This window comes from Promicromonospora sp. CA-289599, from assembly GCF_050936155.1.
Classification (GTDB): Bacteria; Actinomycetota; Actinomycetes; order Actinomycetales; family Cellulomonadaceae; genus Promicromonospora.
The window spans coordinates 3,766,068-3,786,399 of the sequence record NZ_JBNJNI010000001.1 but is presented as its reverse complement, the minus strand read 5'-3'; the positions used below and the strand labels follow the sequence as shown (position 1 = coordinate 3,786,399).

The window sequence follows — 20,332 nt, the reverse complement described above, 5'->3', positions numbered from 1 at the left end:
GTGCGGAGCCTCCACTGGTCGAGTGTGTAGAATCCTGGTCATGCGACCAAACGACAGGTCGGTCGATCAGAAAGGTCGATCCTTCATCGAGACGGCGCGACGGGCGCAGATCGTCGAGGCGGCCGTCGACACGCTCGCCGAGCTCGGGTACGCCAAGGCGTCCTTCGCGCGCATCGCGCAGCGCGCCGGGATCAGCCCCGGCCTGATCTCCTACCACTTCCGCAACAAGCAGGAGCTCATGGAGCAGGTCGTGACCGAGGTGAACGCCGACATGGAACGCGCCATAGAGGAACGCGTCGAGGGCGCCGAGGGCCACGTCGCGGTGCTGAGAGCGGTGATCGAGGGCTTCGTCCACTACTGCGCCGCGCGGCCCGCACGCCTCGTCGCCGTCGGGCAGATCGAGGGCGCCGAGGGCTGGGGGGCGCAGGAGCGGGAGCAGTCGATCGGCGACTTCGAGCAGCTGCTGCGGAGCGGCCAGGACGACGGGGAGTTTCGTTCCTTCTCGTCCCGGCTCATGGCGGCAACGCTCCTGGCCGCGCTCGAGGCCGTCCCCACCGAGCTGCACGCCCGGCCCGACACCGACGTCCGCGCCTACGCGGACGAGCTCGCGACCACTTTTGAGCTCGCCGTGAGAAAGGTCGACCATTGACGACCCCGACACCGCAAGCGACCGATGCACGGTCCCGCACCGCGCTACCCAGGTTCTGGCAGCGCTGGGCGGCGGTGCTCGGGCTGCTGGCGCTCTCCCCGATCAGCGCCGAGTACCTCGTCGGCTACCTCGATGCCACCGGACGCCCGTTGGACCTCCTCACGGGCCTGGTCATCCTCGGGCCGCTCTACGGCTCGGTCGCCGTCCTCATCCGCGAGGTCGCCCGGCGCACCGGCCGCGGCTGGCCGACGATCCTGCTGCTTGCCACGGCCGCCGGAGTGATCCAAGCAGGCCTGATCGATCAGAGCCTGTTCTTCCGGGACTTCGCCGCCGACGACCCGGACTGGGCGACCCAGGCACCGGTGACGGTCATCCCCGGCCTGGGAATCGACGCCGCCAGCCTCCTTGGCTATGTCGGCGGGCACGTGATCTGGAGCTTCGCCGCTCCGATCGCGGTGATCGAGTCCTGCGCGCCCCGCATCGCGAACCGGCGGTGGCTCGGCAAACCGGGCATCGTCGCCATCACGGTCCTGTGGGTCCTGGCCGCAGCACTCCTCTACAGCGACACCGCCGCTGACTCCACAGCGACAGCGGCCCAGCTGGTCGGTGCCGCCCTGGTCGCTGCTGCTCTGATCGCTGCCGCGTTCAATGTCGGGCGCAAGCAGGTCCCCTCGCCTGGCAAGGTGCCGTCATGGTGGTTCGTCGGCGTCCTCACCGCCGTCGTCCTGTACGCCAACCAGCTGCTGCCGGCGACGTGGCTCGGTGTGACGGCGAACGTCGCGGCGGCCTTCGCACTGGGATGGCTTCTGCTGCGCTGGTCGCGCCGCGAAGGCTGGGGACGCCGGCAGGTGCTGGCCGTCGCCGGTGCGGCCCTCGTCGTGCGTGCCAGCATCTCCTTCCTGGTCGAACCGCTGGGTGACGTCGACCTCACGACGAAGTACGCGGTCAATGCCGTGCTGCTCGTCGGCGTCGCGACACTGCTGCTTGTGGCAGCCCTGCGCCTGCGCCGAGCGGAGGCGAACGCATGCTGAAGGTCCACGGCATCTCCTACCTGATCGGGGAGTCGAGCGCGGACGACGTGCGCCGGGATCTCGAGATCATCGAGCGGGACCTGCACTGCGACACGGTGATGGTGACGGGCGGCGACGTCGAGCGGTTGATCGAGGCCGCTCGTGTCGCCCTCGACGTCGGTCTCGCCGTCTACGTCAGACCGGATCACACCGACCGGCCCCGACGCGAGCTGCTGGAGCGGCTGGCCGCCGTGGCCGCCGCGGCCGAGGCGCTGCGGCGCGAGCACCCGGACCGCGTGACGCTCCTCGTCGGCACCGAGCTCTCGCACACCGTGCCCGGCATAGTCCCTGGGTTCCGTTCGTTCCTGCGGCTGAAGCTCATCCTGCGGTTCCACCGCCTGCTGCGGCGCCGGGTCAACAGGCGCCTCCACAGGCTGCTCCTCCGCACCGTGGCCATCGCACGCCGGCACTTCCAGGGCCCGCTGACCTACTCGGCGGCCGGGTGGGAGGAGGTCGACTGGTCGCCGTTCGACGTGGTCGGCGTCAGCCTGTACCGAGGCGCGCGCAACCAGGCGACCTATCCCGACCGGCTGCGCGGCCTGGTCCGCGACAACGAGGGCAAGCCGGTGGTCATCACCGAGTTCGGCTGCGGTGCCTTCACCGGAGCCGACCAGCGCGGCGCCGGCTCGTTCCAGATAGTCGACTGGTTCGCCGAACCGCCGCGCATCCGCGACGACCATCCGCGCGACGAGTCCGTCCAAGCCCGCTACCTCGGCGAGCTCATCGACCTGTACGACGCGGAAGGCGTCCACGGCTGCTTCGTCTTCACCTTCGCCATGCCCGACTTCACACGCCGGGAGGACCCGAGCCTCGACCTCGACAAGGCCGGCTTCGGCGTCATGGCCGTGACGGACGACGGCGTCTGTCAGCGCAAGGAGGCGTTCGACGAGGTCGCGCGGCGGTACGGCGGCTGACCGCCGAGGCTCTCCGCCGCCGTCCGGAGCGCCGCGATCTCGTCCGGCGTGGACATCCGGGCCACTGCCGCGATGTCGAGGAGGTAGGCGCGCCGGTCCGGCGGGAAGGCCTCGGTGATCCGCGCCGGGTCCTCCAGCAGGACCCGGTAGATCTCCAGGCCCGCGGCGTAGAACAGGTCGACGAGCTTGAGGTCGCCGGAGGCGTCCTTCATGACGTTGCCCGGGTTGTGGTCGAGCCCGCCCCAGAACGGAACGGACCTGGCGGCCTCGGCATCCAGCCGCTCGGCATCTCTTCGGACGGCGGTGACCGGGTCGTCCGGCACGGCGGCGGCCCAGCGCTCGACGACGGCGTCCGCCTCCACCCGGTCGGCCGGCAGCAGGAACTCGAGCACCGTGAGACGGCCCCCGCCGGCCAGCGGAGCGTCGAAGTCGATCCGCGGCAGGAACGGATGCCCCTCGAGACCACGGCACAGCTCCACGAAGACCTCATACGCGGGCTCGAACGGGCTCACCCTGGCGACCTGCGCCCCGTCGGGCGACCGCCAGACCGTCGCCCAGTCCCCGATGCCGCACACGTTCCAGCCGTCGGCGAGCAGACGTCCGGTCGCCTCACGGTGCGGCAGGTCACGCAGTGTCTCGAAGGAAATCACGTTCGGAGCGTAGGCGACACCCTGGGCTTCACTCCCGGGAATTACGCCACCGCGAGCACCCGTTCGAGAGGCTCTGGACGACCCTGACCCTGGGGGTCGTGGTCGTCCAGAGCCTCTCGAACTGACGTCAGCAGTGGGTCACGGGCCCGTCGTCAGGTACGTCACCTGGCGGCCGCTGTTCACCGTCTCGCCCGTGTTGTTGATGACCCGCCGGATGGTGCCGGTACCGCCGAGCGAGACCGTAACCATGTTGTGGAACCGCACGCCAGGCCACACCGGCACCTCGAAGGCCCGCGCGTTCGCCACCGACGGGTTGACGTTGAAGAACGCGTAGCTGCCCAGCCCCCAGGCCTGGTGGTCGGTCACGGAGTCGGCCACCTTGTACGCCGCCCAGCCCTCGGTGGAGCCGTTCATGTACGCGGCCTGGTTCGGCGGGTCGTACGGCATCTCGTTCTGGTAGAAGTACGTGCGCCCGCGCTCGCCGTTCCAGATGGTCTGGTACTGCTGGTAGTGCTCCACGAACAGGCCGTACATGGTCACGTCGTCGCCGTTCACGATGAGGCCGTTGCGGCCGGTGTTCACGGTCCAGCCCACCGTGCCGTTGTTGCCGTGGTCGGCCCGCCAGATCCAGGCGTGGTCACCGATCACGTCGTCGCTGTTGATCTCCATGCTCACCTCGGCCTTGCCCGCGATGGAGCCGCCCACACGGATGAAGACGTCGGACAGCACCGTCGGGTTCGCCGCGTGGTCGGCGGAGGAGCCCGTCGGGCCCACCTGGAGCAGCACGCGGGAGCTGGTGGTCCCGGCGTCGAACATGATGCCGGCCAGGCGGACGCCGTCGACGTCGGCCACGTTCATGGCGTTGATGCCGCCCTGCGGCACGAAGGTGGCCAGGCCCAGCCCGAGCACCACGGTGTCCGCCCGGTTGACCTGGAGGGTCTGGTTGACCTGGTACGTGCCGGGAGTGACCAGCAGGTTCTTGCCCGCGGCGAGCGCCGTGTTCATGCTCGCGGCGGTGTCGCCAGGGCGCACCACGTGGAAGTCGCTGATCGGCAGGGACCGTCCGGCGGGGTTGCCGTTCGCCCAGGTGGTACCGGTCGAGCTGGTACGGACGGCGGGGACGAACACCCGGTAGGAGCCGCTGTCGTCGACGTAGAGGTACGGCTTCTCAGCGATCTTCGGCGTCGCGGCGATCGTCGTGTAGGGCGGGTTCGGGAAGCTGTTCGACGGCGCCCCGGTGTTGCCGACGAACACCTGGTTCCAGTTGGAGCCGGTCCAGCTGCCCATGGCCGAGTTCCGCGTGAGGAACTGCTGCTGGGTGCCGGAGTTGATCTGCCCGTCGACCTTCGAGTCGGCGATGAAACCGCCCGACGACCAGCCGCCGTCGGACAGGGCGAGGTTGCCGCGCAGGTGCATGCGCCGGTAGGGCGCCGCCTGCGAGACGGACCAGCGGTCGTTGCCGTCGGCGGGCGTCACGGAGAGGCCCTCAGCGGCGCGCCAGAAGTTGTGCGTGGCGTTCTGCGAGCCGTCCGGCCACCAGTCAGCCTCGACGTGGACGTGGCCGTTGATGTTCACGTCGTCCGGTACGAGGCCGAGGCCCGCTACCTGCGTGAAGAAGCCGACGTTCGCGTCGACGTCGTACGAGCCCGGGTAGAACAGCATCGCGTGCCGCTGAGGACCGAACTGGTTGGTCTCCTGGGCGTCGAAGACGCTGTTGAGCTTGGCCTGGACCGCGGAGTCGGACATGGAGGTGTCGAAGACCGCGACGTTCGGGCCGAGGTCCGGGTTGGCCGGGTTGGGGAGGACGGGGTCAGGGTTCGGTCCAGGCACGGAGCCTCCGTTGTGGGACCACTTCTGGTTGCCAGCGCCCGTGCAGCTCCAGAGCTGGACCCGGGTACCGTTCGCCGTCGCACCCCCCGCGACGTCCAGGCACTTGTTCGCAGCCTGGTTCACCAGGTCTCCGGCCGCGGTCAGGGTCCACTTCTGGCTCGCCAGCGAGCCGAAGCAGTCCCACAGGTGCACGACGGCGCCGTCCGCCGTCGAGCCGTTCGCGACGTCGAGGCACTTGCCGAGGCCGCGGACGGAGCCGTCGTCGGCGAGCGTCCACGTCTGGTTGGCGTTGTTCGAGGTGCAGTCCCAGATCTGGGGCCGGTTGCCGTTCGCGGTGGACCCCTCCGCGACGTCGAGGCACTTGCCGCTCGCCGAGCTGACGATGGTGCCGGTCGAGGCGGCGACGGCGCCGGGTGACGCGACGACGCCGAGCAGCCCGGCCAGTACGACGGCGCTGAGCGCGCCGACCAGCTTCCGAACAGGTGACATGACAAGCCTCCGGCAAGAGTTCGAGCGCCGCGACGGTGCGGCGACACCTCACCCTACGGACTAACTTACTGACCTGTCAGTCGTGGAAAACACCTAGGCGTGGATGACCGATAGCGTCGCCGCAGCGACGCTATCGGTCAATTGGACAGGGGTAGCGGCTGAACGTCAGCGCCGCCGGGGCAGCGGACGCGGCTCCTCCGGGTCGCCGTCCACGCCCGCACCGACACCCGCGCCGACGCCGGCCCCGACCGGGGTCCGGCCCGGGGCAAGCTCCGCCTCGTCGGCGGTCGCGCGGCAGTAGACGCGCTTGCCGCTGCCCTTGCAGAGCTCGTTCAGCCCGGCGGCGAAGGCGTTCAGGTCCTCCGGGTCGGCACGGCGGAACCGGCGGGACAGCGACCAGTGCTTCACGACGTCGTCCAGCGTCGCCGGGCGCACCATCCCGAACAGGGACACCAGATGGTTGGACAGGCGGATCACCAGCCGGGCCCCGTCGGCGCTCTCGGCCACGAGCTGGGCGCTGCGCAGACCGTCGTCGCCGACCGGGCCACCGAGCAGTCGTTCGAGCTGACCCAGCACCGATGCGGGGTCGACCACGTGGGATCCCACGCTGCCGTCGATCTCGCCACCGTCGATGGTCAGGGCTGCTGTCTCGTCGTCCGCGACTGCGAAGTACTCGAACCTCATGCGCGCATCTTTCCGCATGTCAGGGGGTGCTCGGTGCCACTTTCCGCCCGGCGTCTTCGCATACCGCGAAACGGGTCGCCGAGATCAGCCGTCGGCGCCGGGCACCGTGACCACGATCACACGCCCGGCCAGGCCACATACTCCTGCCGCTGCCGCCCCAGGCCGTCGATCTCGGTCTCCACCACGTCGCCCGGCTGCAGGTACGGGAACCGGCCCGACAGCGCGACGCCCTCCGGCGTACCCGTGAGCAGCACGTCGCCGGGCTCCAGCACCAGGTACTGGCTCAGCGTGTGCACCAGCACGTCGACGCCGAAGATCAGGTCCGCCGTCGTGGAGTCCTGGCGCGGCTCGCCGTTCACCCACGACCGCAGGCGCAGGCCCGCGGGGTCGGCGCCGTCGGCCTCGTCGGGCGTGACGAGCCACGGGCCGAACGGGGTGAACCCCGGCGCGCACTTGCCCTTCGACCACTGGCCGCCCGACTCCTCGAGCTGCCACGTCCGCTCGGACAGGTCGTTGGCCACGGCGTACCCGGCGATCACGTCGCGGGCCTGCCCGGGCGAGTCGAGATAGGAGGCGCGGCGGCCGATCACCACCGCGAGCTCCACCTCCCAGTCCGTCTTTGCACTGCCCCGGGGGATCGTCACCGTGTCGTACGGACCGGCGATGGTGTTCGGCGTCTTGAGGAAGATGACCGGCGCCTGCGGCGGCGCGGACCCGGACTCGGCGGCGTGCGCCGCGTAGTTCATGCCGACGCACACGATCGCGGACGGCCGGGCCACGGGCGAGCCGAACCGCACGCCGTCCGTCTCCACCGCGGCGAGCGTCCCCGCCGCGAGCGCCGCCCGGGTGCGCGCGACGCCGTCGGCCTCCAGGAACGCCCCGTCGACGTCCGCGGTCAGCGGGCTCAGGTCGCGCCAGCCGGTGCCGTCGTGCACCACCGGGCGCTCCTGGCCGGGGGTTCCGATCCGGGCGAACTTCATCCGTGCTCCTTGGTGTTGGGCTCCGCGTCAGTGTTGGGCTCCGCGCGTTCCGCCGGCAGTCCGTAGACGCGCCGGGCAGTACGGTGCCAGACCGCCGCCTGTTCCGTGGACGTCAGTCCAGCCAGCAGACCGGTCAGCGTCTCCACCCACTCGGCGTAGCGTGTTGCCAGCAGGCTCACCGGCCAGTCCGACCCGAACATGAGCCGCTCGGGTCCGAAGGCGTCCAGCGCACGGTCGACGGCTGGCCGCAGGTCCCGGCTCGACCAGTCGGTCCAGGACGCCTCGGTGACGAGGCCGGACAGCTTCGCGGTGGCGTTGGGGTGGGTGCCGATCTCGCGGATCGCGTCCGCCCATCCGGCGAGGCCGCCGCCGGCGGCGGGTCCTGGATCCGCGAGCGGTGGTTTGCCCAGGTGGTCCAGGACGAACGAGACGTCTGGCAGGTCGCGCACGAGCCGGGCTACGCCGGGCAGCTGCTCGTGCCTGGTCACGAGGTCGATCGTCAGCCCCTGCTCGGCCACTGCCCGCATGCCCCGGCGCAGGTCCGCGCGGTCGAGGTAGCCGGGGTCGTGCTCCGCCTGGACCATCGACCGGACGCCCACGAGGTACCGGCCGCCGGGCCCGGAGCGGAGCCCGGCCAGCGCGTCGGCGACGCCGGGGTCCGCGAGCTCCACCCAGCCGACGACGCCGTGGATCACCGGGGTGCGCTCCGCGACGGCGAGCAGGTCGGTGGTCTCGGCCTCGGTGGGCACCGACTGCACCACGACGGTCCCGGTCACGTGCTGCCCCGCCAGGGCGCGCGCCAGGTCGTCGGTGGTGAAGTCCGCGTCGATCGCCCGCATCGACACCGGGTCGATCCAGGGCTGCGGCGTCCGCGTGCGGACCCACAGGTGGTGGTGCGCGTCTGTCCGCTCCATCGAGGCGTCTCCCGTCTCCGTGCCCGGAGCACAGGCTAGCGGCGGCGGCGGCGAGCCGGGCCGCTTCGACCAGTGGGCGGTTGCGGAAACGTCAGCCCGTGCGGGAGGCGCGTACCAGCGCGACACCCAGGGCCACCAGGATGGCCGCGGCCAGGCCGATGGACCCGACCGTCGCGCCCGTCGCGGCGAGGTCGCCGGAACCCGGCCCTCCCGCGCCGTCCGATCCGGGGGCCGGACCGGCCGACGGCTCCGGTGTCGCGTCCGGCGTCGGGCCCAGGCTCCGCGTCGCGCTCGGAGCGGGGCTCGGCGTAGGCACGGGCTCCCGCACGACGTCGAAGTGCTCCTCGAGCCAGTTCTCCCCGGCGCCGGTCACCTCCACCGAACGCTCGGTGACGTCAGCGGTGTAGCCGTCGGGCGTGGTCAGCGTGATCACGTAGTCGCCGGGCGCCAGGTCACCGGTGAAGTACCCGCCGGCGGCGTCGGAGGCCAGGGTGATCGACCCACCGGGACCGGCCACCGTCAGCGTGGCGTCGGCCACGGGGGCGTCGGCGTCGTCGGTCACCGTGCCGCCGATGGCGCCGGGGCGGGACAGCCCGAAGTCCAGGCCGGCCAGGTCCTCGGCCGCGACGGTGACGTCCCGTACCTCCCGTCCGTCGGCGCGGTACCCGTCGGGCGGCGTCACGCGCACCGTGTGGTCGCCGGGGAGCACGCCGTCGAAGACATAGGTGCCGTCGGCCGCCGTCGTGGTGCCGGCCGTCCCGTCCGGGCCGGTCAGGGTCACGACGACCCCGGCGAGCGCTTCCTCGCCGACGGTCACCGTGCCGGAGAGCGACGCCGGCGCCCGGACGGCGAAGTCGTTGCCGGCGCTGGGCTCCTCCTGGCCGACCGCCATGGTGATGCCGTCCGGCGCGGTGGCCGTCACGTATCCCTCGGGCAGGTCGCTCAGCGCGAACGTGTAGTCCTGCGGCCGGTCGTCGCCGGCGTCCCACCCGACGTCATCGATCAGGTACTCGCCGGCCGAGCTCGTCACCGCGGTAAGCGGGGTGCCACCGCCGACCGGCGTGAGCGTGACGGTCACGCCGGGGACGGGGGCGTCGTCGTCGGTGAGCACCGTGCCGCTCACGGCGACGGGCTGGATCTCGCGTGCCGCGAGGTCGACGTCGTTGGCGTCGGCGGAGCTGAGGTCGATCTCGTCGACCATACGTTCGCCGAAGGGGGTCAGCCCGTGCGGGTAGGCGCCATCCCCCTCTGGGACGGTGGTGAGCTCCACGCGGTAGCCGGGCGCCGCGACGTAGCCGGGGAAGATGTACTGGCCGCTCTCGTCCGACGTCGCGGTGTCGAGCTCGGCGCCGTCCGGGCCGAGGAGCGTCAGGGTCGCGCCGGGAAGGACACCCTGGGGCGCACCGTCTGCGTCCACCAGGTCCACGGTCCCGGCGATGTCGCGGGCCAGGGAAGCGAACCACGTCTGGTACACCGGGAAGCCGCTGCGCTGGTAGAACTCGACGGTCAGGCTCACGATCGGCGCGGTGGGCCGGAACCAGCCGGCGGCGCCGGACGTGTCGGCGGCGCCGGCGTTGCCGAGCAGCTCGCCGGTGGCCGGGTCCCAGGTAGGCACGTCCTCCGGCGCCCCCGCACAGGACGGCGACCGCGCCCCCTGGCAGTAGTTGAAGCCGCCCTGCCAGCCCAGCTCCGCGCCGGCGAGCAGCCGGCCGTCCGCGCCGCGAGCGGTCACGACCGCACGGTCGGCGTCGATGTCGCCCAGCACCAGCGCCCAGCCGCCCGCCGGCGTCGGGTGCTCGAAGGTGTAGGTGGTGGTCGACGGCGTCGTCGGCCGGTCCGCCTGTGGGCGGAGGTTGAGGTACTGCTGGTCGCGGCTCGACCCGAAGACCTCACCCGGAGGTGTCGCCGGGCCGAGCCACGAGGAGGCGCCGGAGACGACGCCGACGCCGCCCCGGGAGTCGGAGGTCACGGTCGCGGCGGGGAAGCCGCCGGCCGGCAGCCGCACCGTCGTCGACCAGTCCCCCGCCGTCCCGGCAAGCGGCTCCCAGCCGGCCCATCCGGTGGACGTCTCCGCGGTGGCGGACATCGCCGGGACGACGGCGCTCAGCGCGGCGAGCACTACCGCCGCGAGAACGCCCAGGCTGGCTGGGGTGCGCTTCACAGTCGAAACGGTAAGCAAGAACCTGCGGAACCGCGCGAGGGCGAAAAGTTGCACGGCCGTTCCCCGAGCGACCACCCGGACCCGTTGAGTGCTGGATATTCGCCCCTCCAGCACGTCAGGAAGGGCGAATATCCAGCACTCAACGGGTCCGGGTGGTTACTGCGCGAACTCGCGGGCCCTGATCTGGGCCAGGTGGGCGTGGACCAGCGGGAGGACCGAGGCGCCCTCGCCGCTCGCCGAGGCGACCCGCTTCATCGAGCCCGCGCGCACGTCGCCGACCGCGAATATGCCCGGCACCGTCGTCTCGAGGCTGGCCGGTGGCTGGCCGTCGACCCAGAACTCCCGCGGCACGTCCCGGCCCGTGAGCACGAACCCCCGCTCGTCGAGCGCCACGCCCTCAGGCAGCCACGAGCAGTCGGGCTCGGCGCCGAGCAGGCAGAACAGGCCGTCGGCCAGGGTCTTGAACGGCTCGCCGGTGTCCAGGTTCTCGAGCCGGAGCCACTGGAGCCGTCCCTCCCCGCCGCCGTCGATGACCACGGTCCGGGTCCACACCTGGATGTTCGGCGTCGCCTCGATCTCGCGGATCAGGTAGGCCGACATCGTCTCGGCCAGGCTCTCGCGCCGGACCACTATCGTCACCGCACCCGCGAACTTGGCGAGATGGATGGCGGCCTGCCCGGCCGAGTTGCCGCCACCGACCACGTAGACGTCGCGGTCCTGCATCTCGCGCGCCATCGACGTCGCCGCGCCGTAGTAGACGCCGGCGCCCACGAGGTCGTCGACGGCGGGCACGCCCAGGCGGCGGTACTTCACCCCGGTCGCGATGACGACGGTCCGGGCGCACATCTGGGCGCCGGCGACGTGCACGTGCTGGTGCTCGGGCTCGTTCGCCGGCCCTGGCTCGATCCGGATCGCCGGGCGCCCGGTGAAGAACTGCGCGCCGAACCGGCCCGCCTGGATGCGGGACCGCTGGGCGAGCCGCATGCCCGAGATCCCGCGCGGGAAGCCGAGGTAGTTGCGGATCATCGAGCTCGACCCGGCCTGGCCACCGATGGCGTCGCGCTCGAGCATCACCGTGGCCAGCCCCTCGGACGCCGCGTAGACGGCCGCGGCGAGCCCCGCCGGGCCGCCACCGACGATGGCCACGTCCGCGATCACCCCGTCGGGGATCGAGTCGAACCCGCCGTAGATGGCCTCGGTGACCGCTGCGGGCGTCGCCGCCGAGAGCACCCGGCCGGTGAAGGTCCGCACCAGCGGGAGCTCCGCGCCGGCCCCGGCGGCCTCGACGATCTCCTGCGCCTCGTCGTCACCCGGCGCGAGCGAACGGTACGGGAAGCCCAGGCGCTCCAGGAGGTCCCGGACCGCCGCCGCGGCACGGTCGCCGGGCTCCGCGACCAGGTCGTTGACGGTCACCAGCGGCCGCCCGACCGACCATCCCCACTCCGACAGCAGCTCGATCAGCGCGGTGTGGAACTCCTCGTCGCGCGGACCGCGTGGGATGAGGGCGAACGTGTCCATGTCGCGCCGCAGCGCCGCCGCACGCAGATCGTCGATGGCGTCGGCGAAGTCCTCGAACCACACGAGCGCCACCCGCCGCGCCGTCGCGACGACGGCGGGCACAAGGTGCAGGAACTCGATCGACGTGCCCTCGTCCAGGACGTGCTCGGCCGCGACCATCGCGATCTGCACGCCGTCGCGCACCAGGTCCCGCGCCCGGTCCAGGCCCGCGTCGAAACCTGTGGCGACCACTATCCGGTAGTCGCGGTCGTACCGAGCACGGAACTCCTGCTCGACGACGTCGGCATGCTCGCCGACGACCAGGAGGATGACTGGCCTGTCGTTCATGGCGCAAGACTAGACGCGGCTCGGCCTCGTCGTGCGGGCCGGCGCGGTCAGGCGGCGGCGGCGCACCGGGTACGGCAGCGGGTGAGCGGCCGCGTACGCGGCGCCCTTGCAGACGAGCTCCTTGTACGCGGCGGCGAGGCGTCCGCCGGGTGCGGCCGGCTTGGCCCGGTCGTCGGCGGTGACCATCTGGATGACGGCGTCCTGCCGGCCCAGACTGACGCACTGCTGCACGTAGCGCAGGGGCATGTTCGGGAGGTTGCCGCCGGTCAGGCGCGCGGCGACGGAGTCGGCCGCCTGCCACGCCATCGGGAGGCCCGAGGCGCACGACATGCGCAGCGGTGTACCGAGCGCGCCGTCCGCCAGCGCCGCGTCACCCACCGCGTAGACGTCCGGGTGGGAGACCGACCGCATGGTGCCGTCGACGACGATCTGGCCGCTCGCCGAGACCCGCAGGGCCGTGGCCGCCGCGATCGGGTGCACCGCGAACCCCGCCGACCACACGGTGACGTCGGCCGGGATCGTCGTGCCGTCGCCGGTCCGCACCTCGGTGGCGCCCACCTGCTCGACGTCGGCGTGCTCGTGCACGGTGATGCCGAGGCGGGCGAAGGCCGCGCGCAGGTGCCGTCGGCCCGACGGCGAGAGCCAGTCGCCCAGCTCACCGCGGACGGCGATGGTGACACCCAGGTCCGCCCGGGCCTCGGCGAGCTCGCTCGCCGTCTCGATGCCGGTGAGCCCACCGCCGACGACCACCACCCGGCCGCCGGGGGCCAGCCCCGCCAGCCGGTCGCGCAGCCTGAGTGCACCGGGCCGGCTCCCGACGTCGTAGGCGTGCCCGGCGACGCCCGGCACACCGTGCTCTGCCGTCGAGCTGCCCAGGGCGTAGACCAGCGTGTCGTAGCCCAGCTCGTCAGCGCCGTCGGCCGCGCCGCCATCGGCATCAGTCAGCGCGACCACCTTGCGGTCGACGTCGACGGCGGTGACCCGCGCGACGCGCAGGGTGACTCCCGTGCCGGCGAGCATGTCGCGGAGCGGCCGCGGTCGCAGCTCCTGCCCCGCCGCCACCTGGTGCAGGCGGACCCGTTCGACAAAGTCGGGCTCGGCGTTGACGAGGACGACGTCCACGTCGTCGGCGTGCAGCCGCCGTGCCAGACGGCCTGCGGCGGAAGCGCCGGCGTAGCCGGCGCCGAGGACGACGATGCGGTGCTTCATGGGATCACTCCGTCTGTCGCGGGATCGGGTCGCGGGATCGGTCATGCCATCTGAACCAGATGGCCGACCGATCCCTGACACCCGCGGCTGTGAGCCCGGTCACCAGCCCTTGATCAGCGGCTCGCCGTGGTCCGACGCCGCCCACTGCCGCGCGGCGCGGCCGAGCTTGTCCCGGTTGACCTGGCTGAGCACCGCTGCGATGCCGTCGGTGGTCACCTCCAGCGTCATGACGCCGATGAGTTCGCCGTCCACGACGGCGACCAGCGCCGGGCTGCCGTTGGCGGTCCAGGCGTAGACGTCCGGGCTGCCGCCCAGCGCCGCCCGCTTGGCCTCGGCAGGCTTGAAGAGCCCGCGCAGGAACTTCGCGACGGTCTCGGCACCGAAGAACGGCTTGGTACGTGCCGGGACCTTGCCGCCGCCGTCGCCCACGCCCATCGCGTCCGAGGTCAGCAGCCTGATCAGCGGCTCCGTCCGGCCGCTCGTCGCGGCGGCGAGGAACTCCTCCACCACCTGCCGGGCCGCGGCCAGGTCGACGGCGGCACGGGACCGCTCGGTGGCCAGGTGCTGCTTGGCGCGGTGGAAGATCTGCTGGCTGCCGACCTCGGTGATGTCGAGCATCTCGGCGATCTCCGCGTGCGAGTAGGCGAACGCCTCCCGCAGCACGTAGACGGCGCGCTCGTTCGGGGTGAGGCGCTCCATCAGCACCAGGACCGCCGTGGAGACGGAGTCGCGCTGCTCCGCGGTGTCCTCGGGCCCCAGCATCGGGTCGCCGCCGAGCACCGGCTCCGGCAGCCACTGGCCGACGTAGACCTCCCGCCGGGCGCGCGCCGACCCCAGCTGGGTGAGGCAGAGGTTCGTCAGCACCCGGGTCAGCCAGGCCTCCGGCACCCTGATCTGCGCGCGGTCGGCGGCCTCCCAGCGCAGGAAGGCTTCCTGGACGGCGTCCTCGGCCTCCGCGGCGGAGCCCAGCAGGCGGTAGGCGATGGCCTCAAGACGCGGCCGGAAGCCTTCGAAGGCCTCCAGCTCGTCCGGCCGCAACGACTCCTTGGTCATGGGCCCGACCCTACGACGTCGGCGGGCTGGACCGCAGTGGTCCCGAGCGACCCGGAAGTTCGCCCGCAAGCAAGGTCCGGTTCCACGCCCCACGGGGCGGCCTGCGGCTCTACGCTGATCCCACCATCGAGCCGGGCTCGCCGGCCCGGCCGCAGGTCGCTCGGACGGGAGTCAGCATGTCCTTCGCCACCCGTGGTTTCTCCGGCCGCCGACGTGAACCGGACACGCGGCTGCCGCCCGGCCAGACGCTGGTCCAGGACTGGCCGGTGCTCAGCGCCGGCCCCACCCCGCACGTCGAGACCGCGGACTGGGAGCTCACCATCCGCGACGAGACCGGCACGGAGCACCGGTGGGGCTGGGACGAGCTCCTCGCGCTCGGGGTCGAGGACGTCACCGTCGACATCCACTGCGTCACCCACTGGTCCAGGCTCGACATGGACTGGCGCGGCGTCAGCCTCGACAAGGTCTTCGAGAACGTCGAGTCCGAGCACGAGTACGTCATGGCCCACTCCTACGGCGGCTACACCACGAACATCCCGCTGGAGGATTTGCTGGACGGCAAGGCCTGGATCGCCACCGAGGCGGACGGCGGACCCCTGGATCCCGAGCACGGCGGGCCCGCCCGGCTGCTCGTGCCGCACCTGTACTTCTGGAAGAGCGCGAAGTGGCTGAACGGGCTGACGATGATGCCCGACAACGATCCGGGGTTCTGGGAGCAGTACGGCTACCACCTCTACGGGGATCCGTGGAAGGAAGAGCGCTACTGGTGAGCGCACGACCCGTGACCCCGGCTCCCCGGTCCCGTCCGCGCCCCGCGTGGCACGTCGCGACCGTCGTCGAGACGCGCCACGAGACGCCCACCGCCGCGCGGCTGGTCCTCGACGTGCCCACCTGGCCGGGCAGCGAGGCGGGCAGCCACGTCGACCTGCGGCTCACCGCCCCGGACGGCTACCAGGCGAGCAGGTCGTACTCGATCGCCTCGTCCACCCCGGCGGGGCAGGTGGTCCTCGTGGTCGACGAGCTGCCGGACGGCGAGGTCTCGCCGTTCCTGGTCCGCGAGATACGGCCCGGCGACCACCTCGAGCTGCACGGCCCGCTGGGCGCGTTCTTCGTCTGGCGGCCGGGCGAGAGCAAGCGACCGGTCCAGCTCGTCGCGGGCGGATCCGGCGTCGTCCCGCTGTATGCGATGGCCGCCGCGCACGGTGCCGCCGCCGATACCACCCGTTTCCAGCTGCTGTACTCCGTGCGCACCCCGGCGGACATCTTCTTCGCGGACGAGCTGGCCGCGCTCGCCGGGCCGGCCTTCGGGCTGGACCTCGTCTACACGCGCGAGGCGCCGGACGGCTGGCCCGACGCCGTCGGGCGCGTCACTCGCGAGTCGCTCGCCGCCCGCACCGTCCCGGCGGCGCAGCGGCCGCGCATCTACGTCTGCGGCTCGACGGGGTTCGTCGAGGCGGTCGCGGGCTGGCTGCAAGAGCTCGGCCATCCCGCGACGGACATCCACACCGAGCGCTTCGGAGGCATCTGATGACACATCATCTCGACGGCAACGTTCTCGCGGGCGCACTCTCCGAGGTGTTCAGGGCCGACGTGACCTCAGCCCGCGCCCGCTGCGGCGGCTGCGGCCGGATGGCCATGATCGCCGAGGCGGTGGTCTACACCGATGCGCCCGGCCTGGTGGCCCGCTGCGGCGGCTGTGACCAGGTGCTCGCCACGATCGTCGACGCCGGTGACCGCCTGATCCTCAGCCTCGCGGGCCTGAGCGCTGTCGAGCTGCGGCGCTGACCTCCTCGGGCCCGCAACCCCCGGCTCGTTGAGTGCTGGCTATTTGTGCCTTTCCGACCCCGGACAGCGCAGATAGCCAGCACTCAACTGACGGTTAGTGGGACGTGAGGTAGGCGTCCAGGGCCGCCAGGTCGTCGGTGTTGATGTGGTCGACGCCGGCGGCGGCCAGCTCGCTCCACACCGCCTCGCGCGCCGCGCCGGGCTGGTCGGGCGTGGCCCAGAACCGGACCCGGTAGCCCGCGGCGTGCGCCTGGTCCACGAAGGCGTGCAGGCGCTCCCGCTCGGCGGCGGGCATCGCGCCCTCGCCCTGCCAGGTGAAGAGCTTGGTCCAGTTGTCGCTGACCAGCGGCATCAGGCTCGCCGGGAGGCCGGAGCCCAGGTCCCCCGCCCGCCCGTCGTGGAACGCGTACCGCACGGGCTGCGCACGCATGGTCTCCAGCGGCCGGTTGCCGCTGATGACGGCGGTCACCGGACCGGTCCGCACCCTGCCGTGCACGGTGCGCGTCATGAGCCGCGCGTGCTCGGCGAGCGCCTCGTGGACGGCGGCGTACGTGTCCTCGCCCTCGGACTTGATGTCGATCAGGAGCTGCAGGCTGCCGTCCCAGCCGGGGTAGACACTCCTGCCGCGGCCGCGCGCCAGGTCCTGCAGCGGGTCGAGGTAGAGGCTCTCCAGCGTCCTGGCGGGGTCGACGTCGACGAGGTCGTGGGCGACGAGCAGCTCGCCGTCGACCAGCCAGACGTCCGCCTCGACGCTCGTGAAGCCGTGGGACAGCGCGTCGTACAGCGGCCGCTCGTGCTCGTAGTCGTTGTGGGCGTGCGCGGCGTCGTGCGGCTCACCCAGGTCGACGTCGTGTCCGGGCGAGGTGGCCGACGCCGGCGTGGCCAGCCCCGCGAACAGGGTCGCGGCCGCGAGGGCCGCACCGACGATGGTTTTTCCGCGCATGTTTTCTCTCCTCGTACCCGCTATGGCCTGGCTCGTCAGCTCATGCAAGCGCCGGCCACCGACGCGCAGGTGAATTCCGGACGACCGGCACCCGTCGGTGTGGGGAACCACTCCGACACCTACGTTCAGCGCCGGCGGAGCCGCGACACAGCCGGACCGTCGGCGGTATAGTGAACACTTGTTCATTCAAACCTTCGAGGCCGAGGACGCCATGCCCCGCACGACCGCACAGAACGAGGCGCTGAGGGCCGCGACACGAGAGACCGTGCAGACCGCGGCGATCCGCGTCTTCGCCAGGGACGGGTTCACCGCCGCGAGCATCCGGACGATCGCCGCGGAGGCCGGCCTGAGCATCGGGTCCATCTATCGCCACTACGCGACGAAGCACGAGCTGTTCGACGAGTTCCTGGTCCAGGCCGCCACCGGCCTCACCGCGGCGGCGGCGCGCCTCGAAGGACCGGGCTCGCCGACCGACCTGATCCGCGAGTTCACTACCGCCTACCTGGCGGACCTGGCCGCCGACGACGGCGCGGCGGAGTTCTCCGAGGTCGTCAGCCAGGGGTTCAGCACCGACACCCCGACCGGGACGAGGGCGCGGCTCCTGGCGCCGCACCAGTCGCTCTGGCGGGCCTTCTCCGCCGTCGTACGCCGCGGCCAGAAGGCCGGACAGCTCGCCGACGGCGACCCCGACACCATGACCGTGTGCTACTTCGCGACGCTCTCCGGCCTCACCACCATGCGCCTCGCGCTGCGCCACGACCTGAACCTGCCCAGCGCCGAGCTGGTGCTCCGCACGCTCACGACCCCGCCCGCAGCGGCGACACCCACAGCAGCCACACCGACACTCACACTCATACTCACAGCAGGGAGCGACGATGATTGAGGTCAAGCGCGGCGACGAGCTGGGCGAACCGTACCGACGCGGGATCACGGAGGTCCTCGTCCGCGGTTTCGCCGAGGACTTCGCCTACTTCTCCGACGACCCGCGCGTCCTCACCGACGCCTTCGAGCACATGCTCCTGCTCGACCGCTTCTACGTCGCCGTCGTGGACGGCGAACCGGCGGCCCTCGCATCCGTCACCGAGGGCACGCAGGAGTGCTTCGCCCCGCGGCGGGACGCGATCCGGCGGCACCTCGGCCCTGTTCACGGCACGATGAGCTACCTCATCGTGCGCAGCCAGTTCCTCGGGGCGTACGACGGCGCGCGGGCCGGCCTCGCGGAGATCGGCTTCGTCGCCACCGCCCCGCGGTACCAGGGACGCGGCGTCGCGACCGCGCTCATGCGCCACCTGATAGCACTACCGGAGTACGAGGAGTACGTTCTCCGCGACATCAAGGACACCAACACCCCGGCCCTGGGCTTGTACACGAAGCTCGGCTTCGCCGAGTCCGCCCGGCGACCGGTCCGGTTCGCGAAGCGGGCAGGCTTCGCCGCGTACATCTCCATGAGCCTCGCACAGGGCTGACCGCCCGCGGCCCGGTGGCAGGGGGACGCATCGCCCACGCGGGCGGCCTGCCGGCCCCCGCCGCCGCACGGGTGATCCCGGTCGCCGCGCTGGGGCAGGTCGAACCTGCCGCGTGAGGCAGTTCTGCCGGACGAACGTTGCGTGATGCGGACGGCACCGCTAATCTCGTGCCAAGACGATTTGCCAATACGTTTTGGCGACTGAGGGTCTCAACCTCGATGACGAGTGGAGTCCGGAATGATGAAGTTTCGTATGCACGCAGAGAGGCACGTCCGGCGCGCTCCCGCTGCCGCCGCGGCCGTCGGCGCCGCAGCCGTGGTCCTGAGCGGCTGCGGCGTCGGCGGTGGGAGCACGACCGAGCCGGCCTCGGACAGCGGGACGCTGACCGTCGTGGTCGAAGGAGGCGGCAAGGCCGAGCTTCAGCCCGTGGCCGACCTCTACCAGGAGGAGACGGGCACAGAGGTCGCGCTCGTCGAGCTCCCGTACGCCGGCCTCTACGACCGGGTGTCATCGGAGCTGAAGGCGGGAGAACCGTCGTTCGACGTCGCCGCGCTCGACGCCATCTGGCTGACCGCCTTCGCGCCCGGGCTCGCGTCGATCGACGACGTCGTCACCGACGAGGTGCAGTCGGACCTGTTCGGCGGTCTCGTGTCCGAGGCCCAGGTGGACGGCCACTTCGTGGGGATGCCGGTATGGACCAACTCCGAGATCCTCTTCTACCGCACCGACCTCTTCGAGGACGAGAAGAACAAGGCTGACTTCGAGGCGGAGTACGGGTATCCGCTCGCTCCCCCCACCACGTGGGAGCAGTACAAGGATGCGGCGGAGTTCTTCACGCGAGACACCGACGGTGACGGCAAGACCGATCTCTACGGCACCGACGTCAAGGCTGCGGTGGAGACCGAGTGGCTGGCCACCGTGTCCCAGGCCGGCGAGGAGCGCATGGTCCTCGATGCCGAGACCAACGAGGTCACCATCGACGACGAAGCGCACAAGGCCGCCCTCGACTACTACGTCAGCCTGCTTCCGTACGCCCCCTCCGGGGCTGCTCAGCTGGACTGGGCGGGAGCACAGAACCTCTTCTACCAGGGCCAGCTCGCGATGATGCGGTTCTGGGGGCACGCCTACCGGCAGACCCCCGACGACTCGCCCGTCAAGGACGACATCGGCGTGGCGCCCATGATCGGCGGATCAGGCGGCGTCGCCGGTGTCCCGGGGGCCTGGTACCTCTCGGCGCCGGCCACCGGCAGGAACCCGGAAGCGGCGAAGGACTTCATCCGGTTCGCCTACGAGCACAACGACCTCTCGGCCGACACGTCGCTGGGCCTCGTCGCTCGCAAGAGCGCCTTCGAGAGCAAGGCCGGAGCGGCCGGGTACGAGAACTATCCAGCGCTGGTCGCCACGCTCGAGTCGCCCCAGTCGCTACCTCGTCCGGCGACCGAGAACTGGCAGGAGATCGTCGACTCGGCGCTCGTGCCGATGCTGCAGAAGGCGGTCGAGCCCGGCGCGGACACGAGCAAGCTTCTCGAAGAGGCCAAGGGTCAGATCGAAGCGATCGTCGAGTAGGCGATCCAGAGCTCAGGAGACATCACCCGTGGACACCCCTTCCCGCCACGCCGGGGCCGGGACGGCGCACACCGTTCTGGCCTCGGGCCGCCCGCGAACAGGCCGCAAGGATCGAGGCGATCGC

Annotated in this window: 19 protein-coding genes; 9 read left to right on the top strand and 10 right to left on the bottom strand. The window is 71.7% G+C overall.

Annotation, left to right across the window (positions count from 1 at the left end; all coding sequences use genetic code 11):
• Positions 1-40 precede the first annotated feature (40 nt).
• Genes ACQEVI_RS16735 through ACQEVI_RS16725 form a run of 3 tightly spaced genes read left to right on the top strand, consistent with a single transcriptional unit; the run spans position 41 to position 2,633 of the window.
• On the top strand, positions 41-649 hold the full coding sequence (locus ACQEVI_RS16735) for a TetR/AcrR family transcriptional regulator (protein WP_432900787.1): 609 nt from the start codon (positions 41-43) through the stop codon (positions 647-649).
• Entirely contained in the window at positions 646-1,680 is a 1,035-nt protein-coding gene (locus tag ACQEVI_RS16730) for a hypothetical protein (protein ID WP_432900785.1), read from the top strand. The genes ACQEVI_RS16735 and ACQEVI_RS16730 overlap by 4 nt, the downstream gene beginning before the upstream one ends.
• Complete coding sequence (locus tag ACQEVI_RS16725; RefSeq protein ID WP_432900783.1) at positions 1,674-2,633, top strand: hypothetical protein; 960 nt, start codon at positions 1,674-1,676, stop codon at positions 2,631-2,633. The genes ACQEVI_RS16730 and ACQEVI_RS16725 overlap by 7 nt, the downstream gene beginning before the upstream one ends.
• Here the strand turns inward: ACQEVI_RS16725 and ACQEVI_RS16720 are convergent.
• The 9 genes from ACQEVI_RS16720 to sigJ form a co-directional block, all read right to left on the bottom strand.
• Positions 2,585-3,283, bottom strand: coding sequence for a hypothetical protein (locus ACQEVI_RS16720; protein WP_432900781.1), 699 nt, complete (start codon positions 3,281-3,283; stop codon positions 2,585-2,587). The genes ACQEVI_RS16725 and ACQEVI_RS16720 overlap by 49 nt on opposite strands.
• A gap of 138 nt (positions 3,284-3,421) precedes the next feature.
• A complete protein-coding gene (locus ACQEVI_RS16715; protein WP_432900779.1) occupies positions 3,422-5,602 on the bottom strand; it encodes an RICIN domain-containing protein in 2,181 nt (726 codons plus the stop codon).
• A gap of 165 nt (positions 5,603-5,767) precedes the next feature.
• Positions 5,768-6,286, bottom strand: coding sequence for a hypothetical protein (locus ACQEVI_RS16710; protein ID WP_432900777.1), 519 nt, complete (start codon positions 6,284-6,286; stop codon positions 5,768-5,770).
• 116 nt (positions 6,287-6,402) lie between these two features.
• Positions 6,403-7,266 carry a fumarylacetoacetate hydrolase family protein gene (locus ACQEVI_RS16705; protein ID WP_432900775.1) on the bottom strand — a complete coding sequence of 288 codons (864 nt, stop codon included), beginning with the start codon at positions 7,264-7,266 and terminating at the stop codon, positions 6,403-6,405.
• Entirely contained in the window at positions 7,263-8,180 is a 918-nt protein-coding gene (locus tag ACQEVI_RS16700) for an amidohydrolase family protein (protein WP_432900773.1), read from the bottom strand. Before ACQEVI_RS16700 ends, ACQEVI_RS16705 begins: the two co-directional genes overlap by 4 nt.
• 91 nt (positions 8,181-8,271) lie before the next feature.
• Positions 8,272-10,341 carry a carboxypeptidase regulatory-like domain-containing protein gene (locus ACQEVI_RS16695; protein ID WP_432900771.1) on the bottom strand — a complete coding sequence of 690 codons (2,070 nt, stop codon included), beginning with the start codon at positions 10,339-10,341 and terminating at the stop codon, positions 8,272-8,274.
• A 156-nt stretch (positions 10,342-10,497) separates the two neighbouring features.
• The gene (locus tag ACQEVI_RS16690) at positions 10,498-12,186 is read right to left on the bottom strand and encodes an FAD-dependent oxidoreductase (RefSeq protein ID WP_432900769.1); all 1,689 of its coding nucleotides are present in this window, start codon (positions 12,184-12,186) and stop codon (positions 10,498-10,500) included.
• 9 nt (positions 12,187-12,195) lie between these two features.
• Entirely contained in the window at positions 12,196-13,395 is a 1,200-nt protein-coding gene (locus ACQEVI_RS16685; protein WP_432900767.1) for an NAD(P)/FAD-dependent oxidoreductase, read from the bottom strand.
• Positions 13,396-13,494: 99 nt separating this feature from the next.
• Positions 13,495-14,448 (bottom strand): RNA polymerase sigma factor SigJ, encoded by a 954-nt coding sequence (sigJ, locus tag ACQEVI_RS16680; protein ID WP_432900766.1) that lies wholly within the window; start codon positions 14,446-14,448, stop codon positions 13,495-13,497.
• A gap of 176 nt (positions 14,449-14,624) precedes the next feature.
• Between sigJ and ACQEVI_RS16675 the strand changes: the two genes are divergently transcribed.
• From ACQEVI_RS16675 to ACQEVI_RS16665, 3 genes are read left to right on the top strand one after another with little or no spacing between them, the layout of a single operon-like run.
• The gene (locus tag ACQEVI_RS16675; protein ID WP_432900764.1) at positions 14,625-15,218 is read left to right on the top strand and encodes a molybdopterin-dependent oxidoreductase; all 594 of its coding nucleotides are present in this window, start codon (positions 14,625-14,627) and stop codon (positions 15,216-15,218) included.
• Positions 15,215-15,976 (top strand): FAD-binding oxidoreductase, encoded by a 762-nt coding sequence (locus ACQEVI_RS16670; protein ID WP_432900762.1) that lies wholly within the window; start codon positions 15,215-15,217, stop codon positions 15,974-15,976. The genes ACQEVI_RS16675 and ACQEVI_RS16670 overlap by 4 nt, the downstream gene beginning before the upstream one ends.
• Positions 15,976-16,233: a DUF6510 family protein gene (locus ACQEVI_RS16665; RefSeq protein ID WP_432900760.1), complete on the top strand. Its 258-nt coding sequence runs from the start codon at positions 15,976-15,978 to the stop codon at positions 16,231-16,233. The genes ACQEVI_RS16670 and ACQEVI_RS16665 overlap by 1 nt, the downstream gene beginning before the upstream one ends.
• 94 nt (positions 16,234-16,327) lie before the next feature.
• On the opposite strand, the gene ACQEVI_RS16660 is transcribed toward ACQEVI_RS16665, so the two are convergent.
• Positions 16,328-17,176 (bottom strand): phosphatidylinositol-specific phospholipase C/glycerophosphodiester phosphodiesterase family protein, encoded by an 849-nt coding sequence (locus tag ACQEVI_RS16660; RefSeq protein WP_432900758.1) that lies wholly within the window; start codon positions 17,174-17,176, stop codon positions 16,328-16,330.
• Positions 17,177-17,354: 178 nt separating this feature from the next.
• Between ACQEVI_RS16660 and ACQEVI_RS16655 the strand changes: the two genes are divergently transcribed.
• The 3 genes from ACQEVI_RS16655 to ACQEVI_RS16645 all read left to right on the top strand — a co-directional run bounded on the left by ACQEVI_RS16655 (position 17,355) and on the right by ACQEVI_RS16645 (position 20,208).
• Positions 17,355-18,059, top strand: coding sequence for a TetR/AcrR family transcriptional regulator (locus tag ACQEVI_RS16655; protein WP_432900756.1), 705 nt, complete (start codon positions 17,355-17,357; stop codon positions 18,057-18,059).
• The gene (locus ACQEVI_RS16650) at positions 18,052-18,642 is read left to right on the top strand and encodes a GNAT family N-acetyltransferase (RefSeq protein WP_432900754.1); all 591 of its coding nucleotides are present in this window, start codon (positions 18,052-18,054) and stop codon (positions 18,640-18,642) included. The genes ACQEVI_RS16655 and ACQEVI_RS16650 overlap by 8 nt, the downstream gene beginning before the upstream one ends.
• Before the next feature lie 252 nt (positions 18,643-18,894).
• Positions 18,895-20,208: an ABC transporter substrate-binding protein gene (locus ACQEVI_RS16645; RefSeq protein WP_432900752.1), complete on the top strand. Its 1,314-nt coding sequence runs from the start codon at positions 18,895-18,897 to the stop codon at positions 20,206-20,208.
• Positions 20,209-20,332 lie beyond the last annotated feature (124 nt).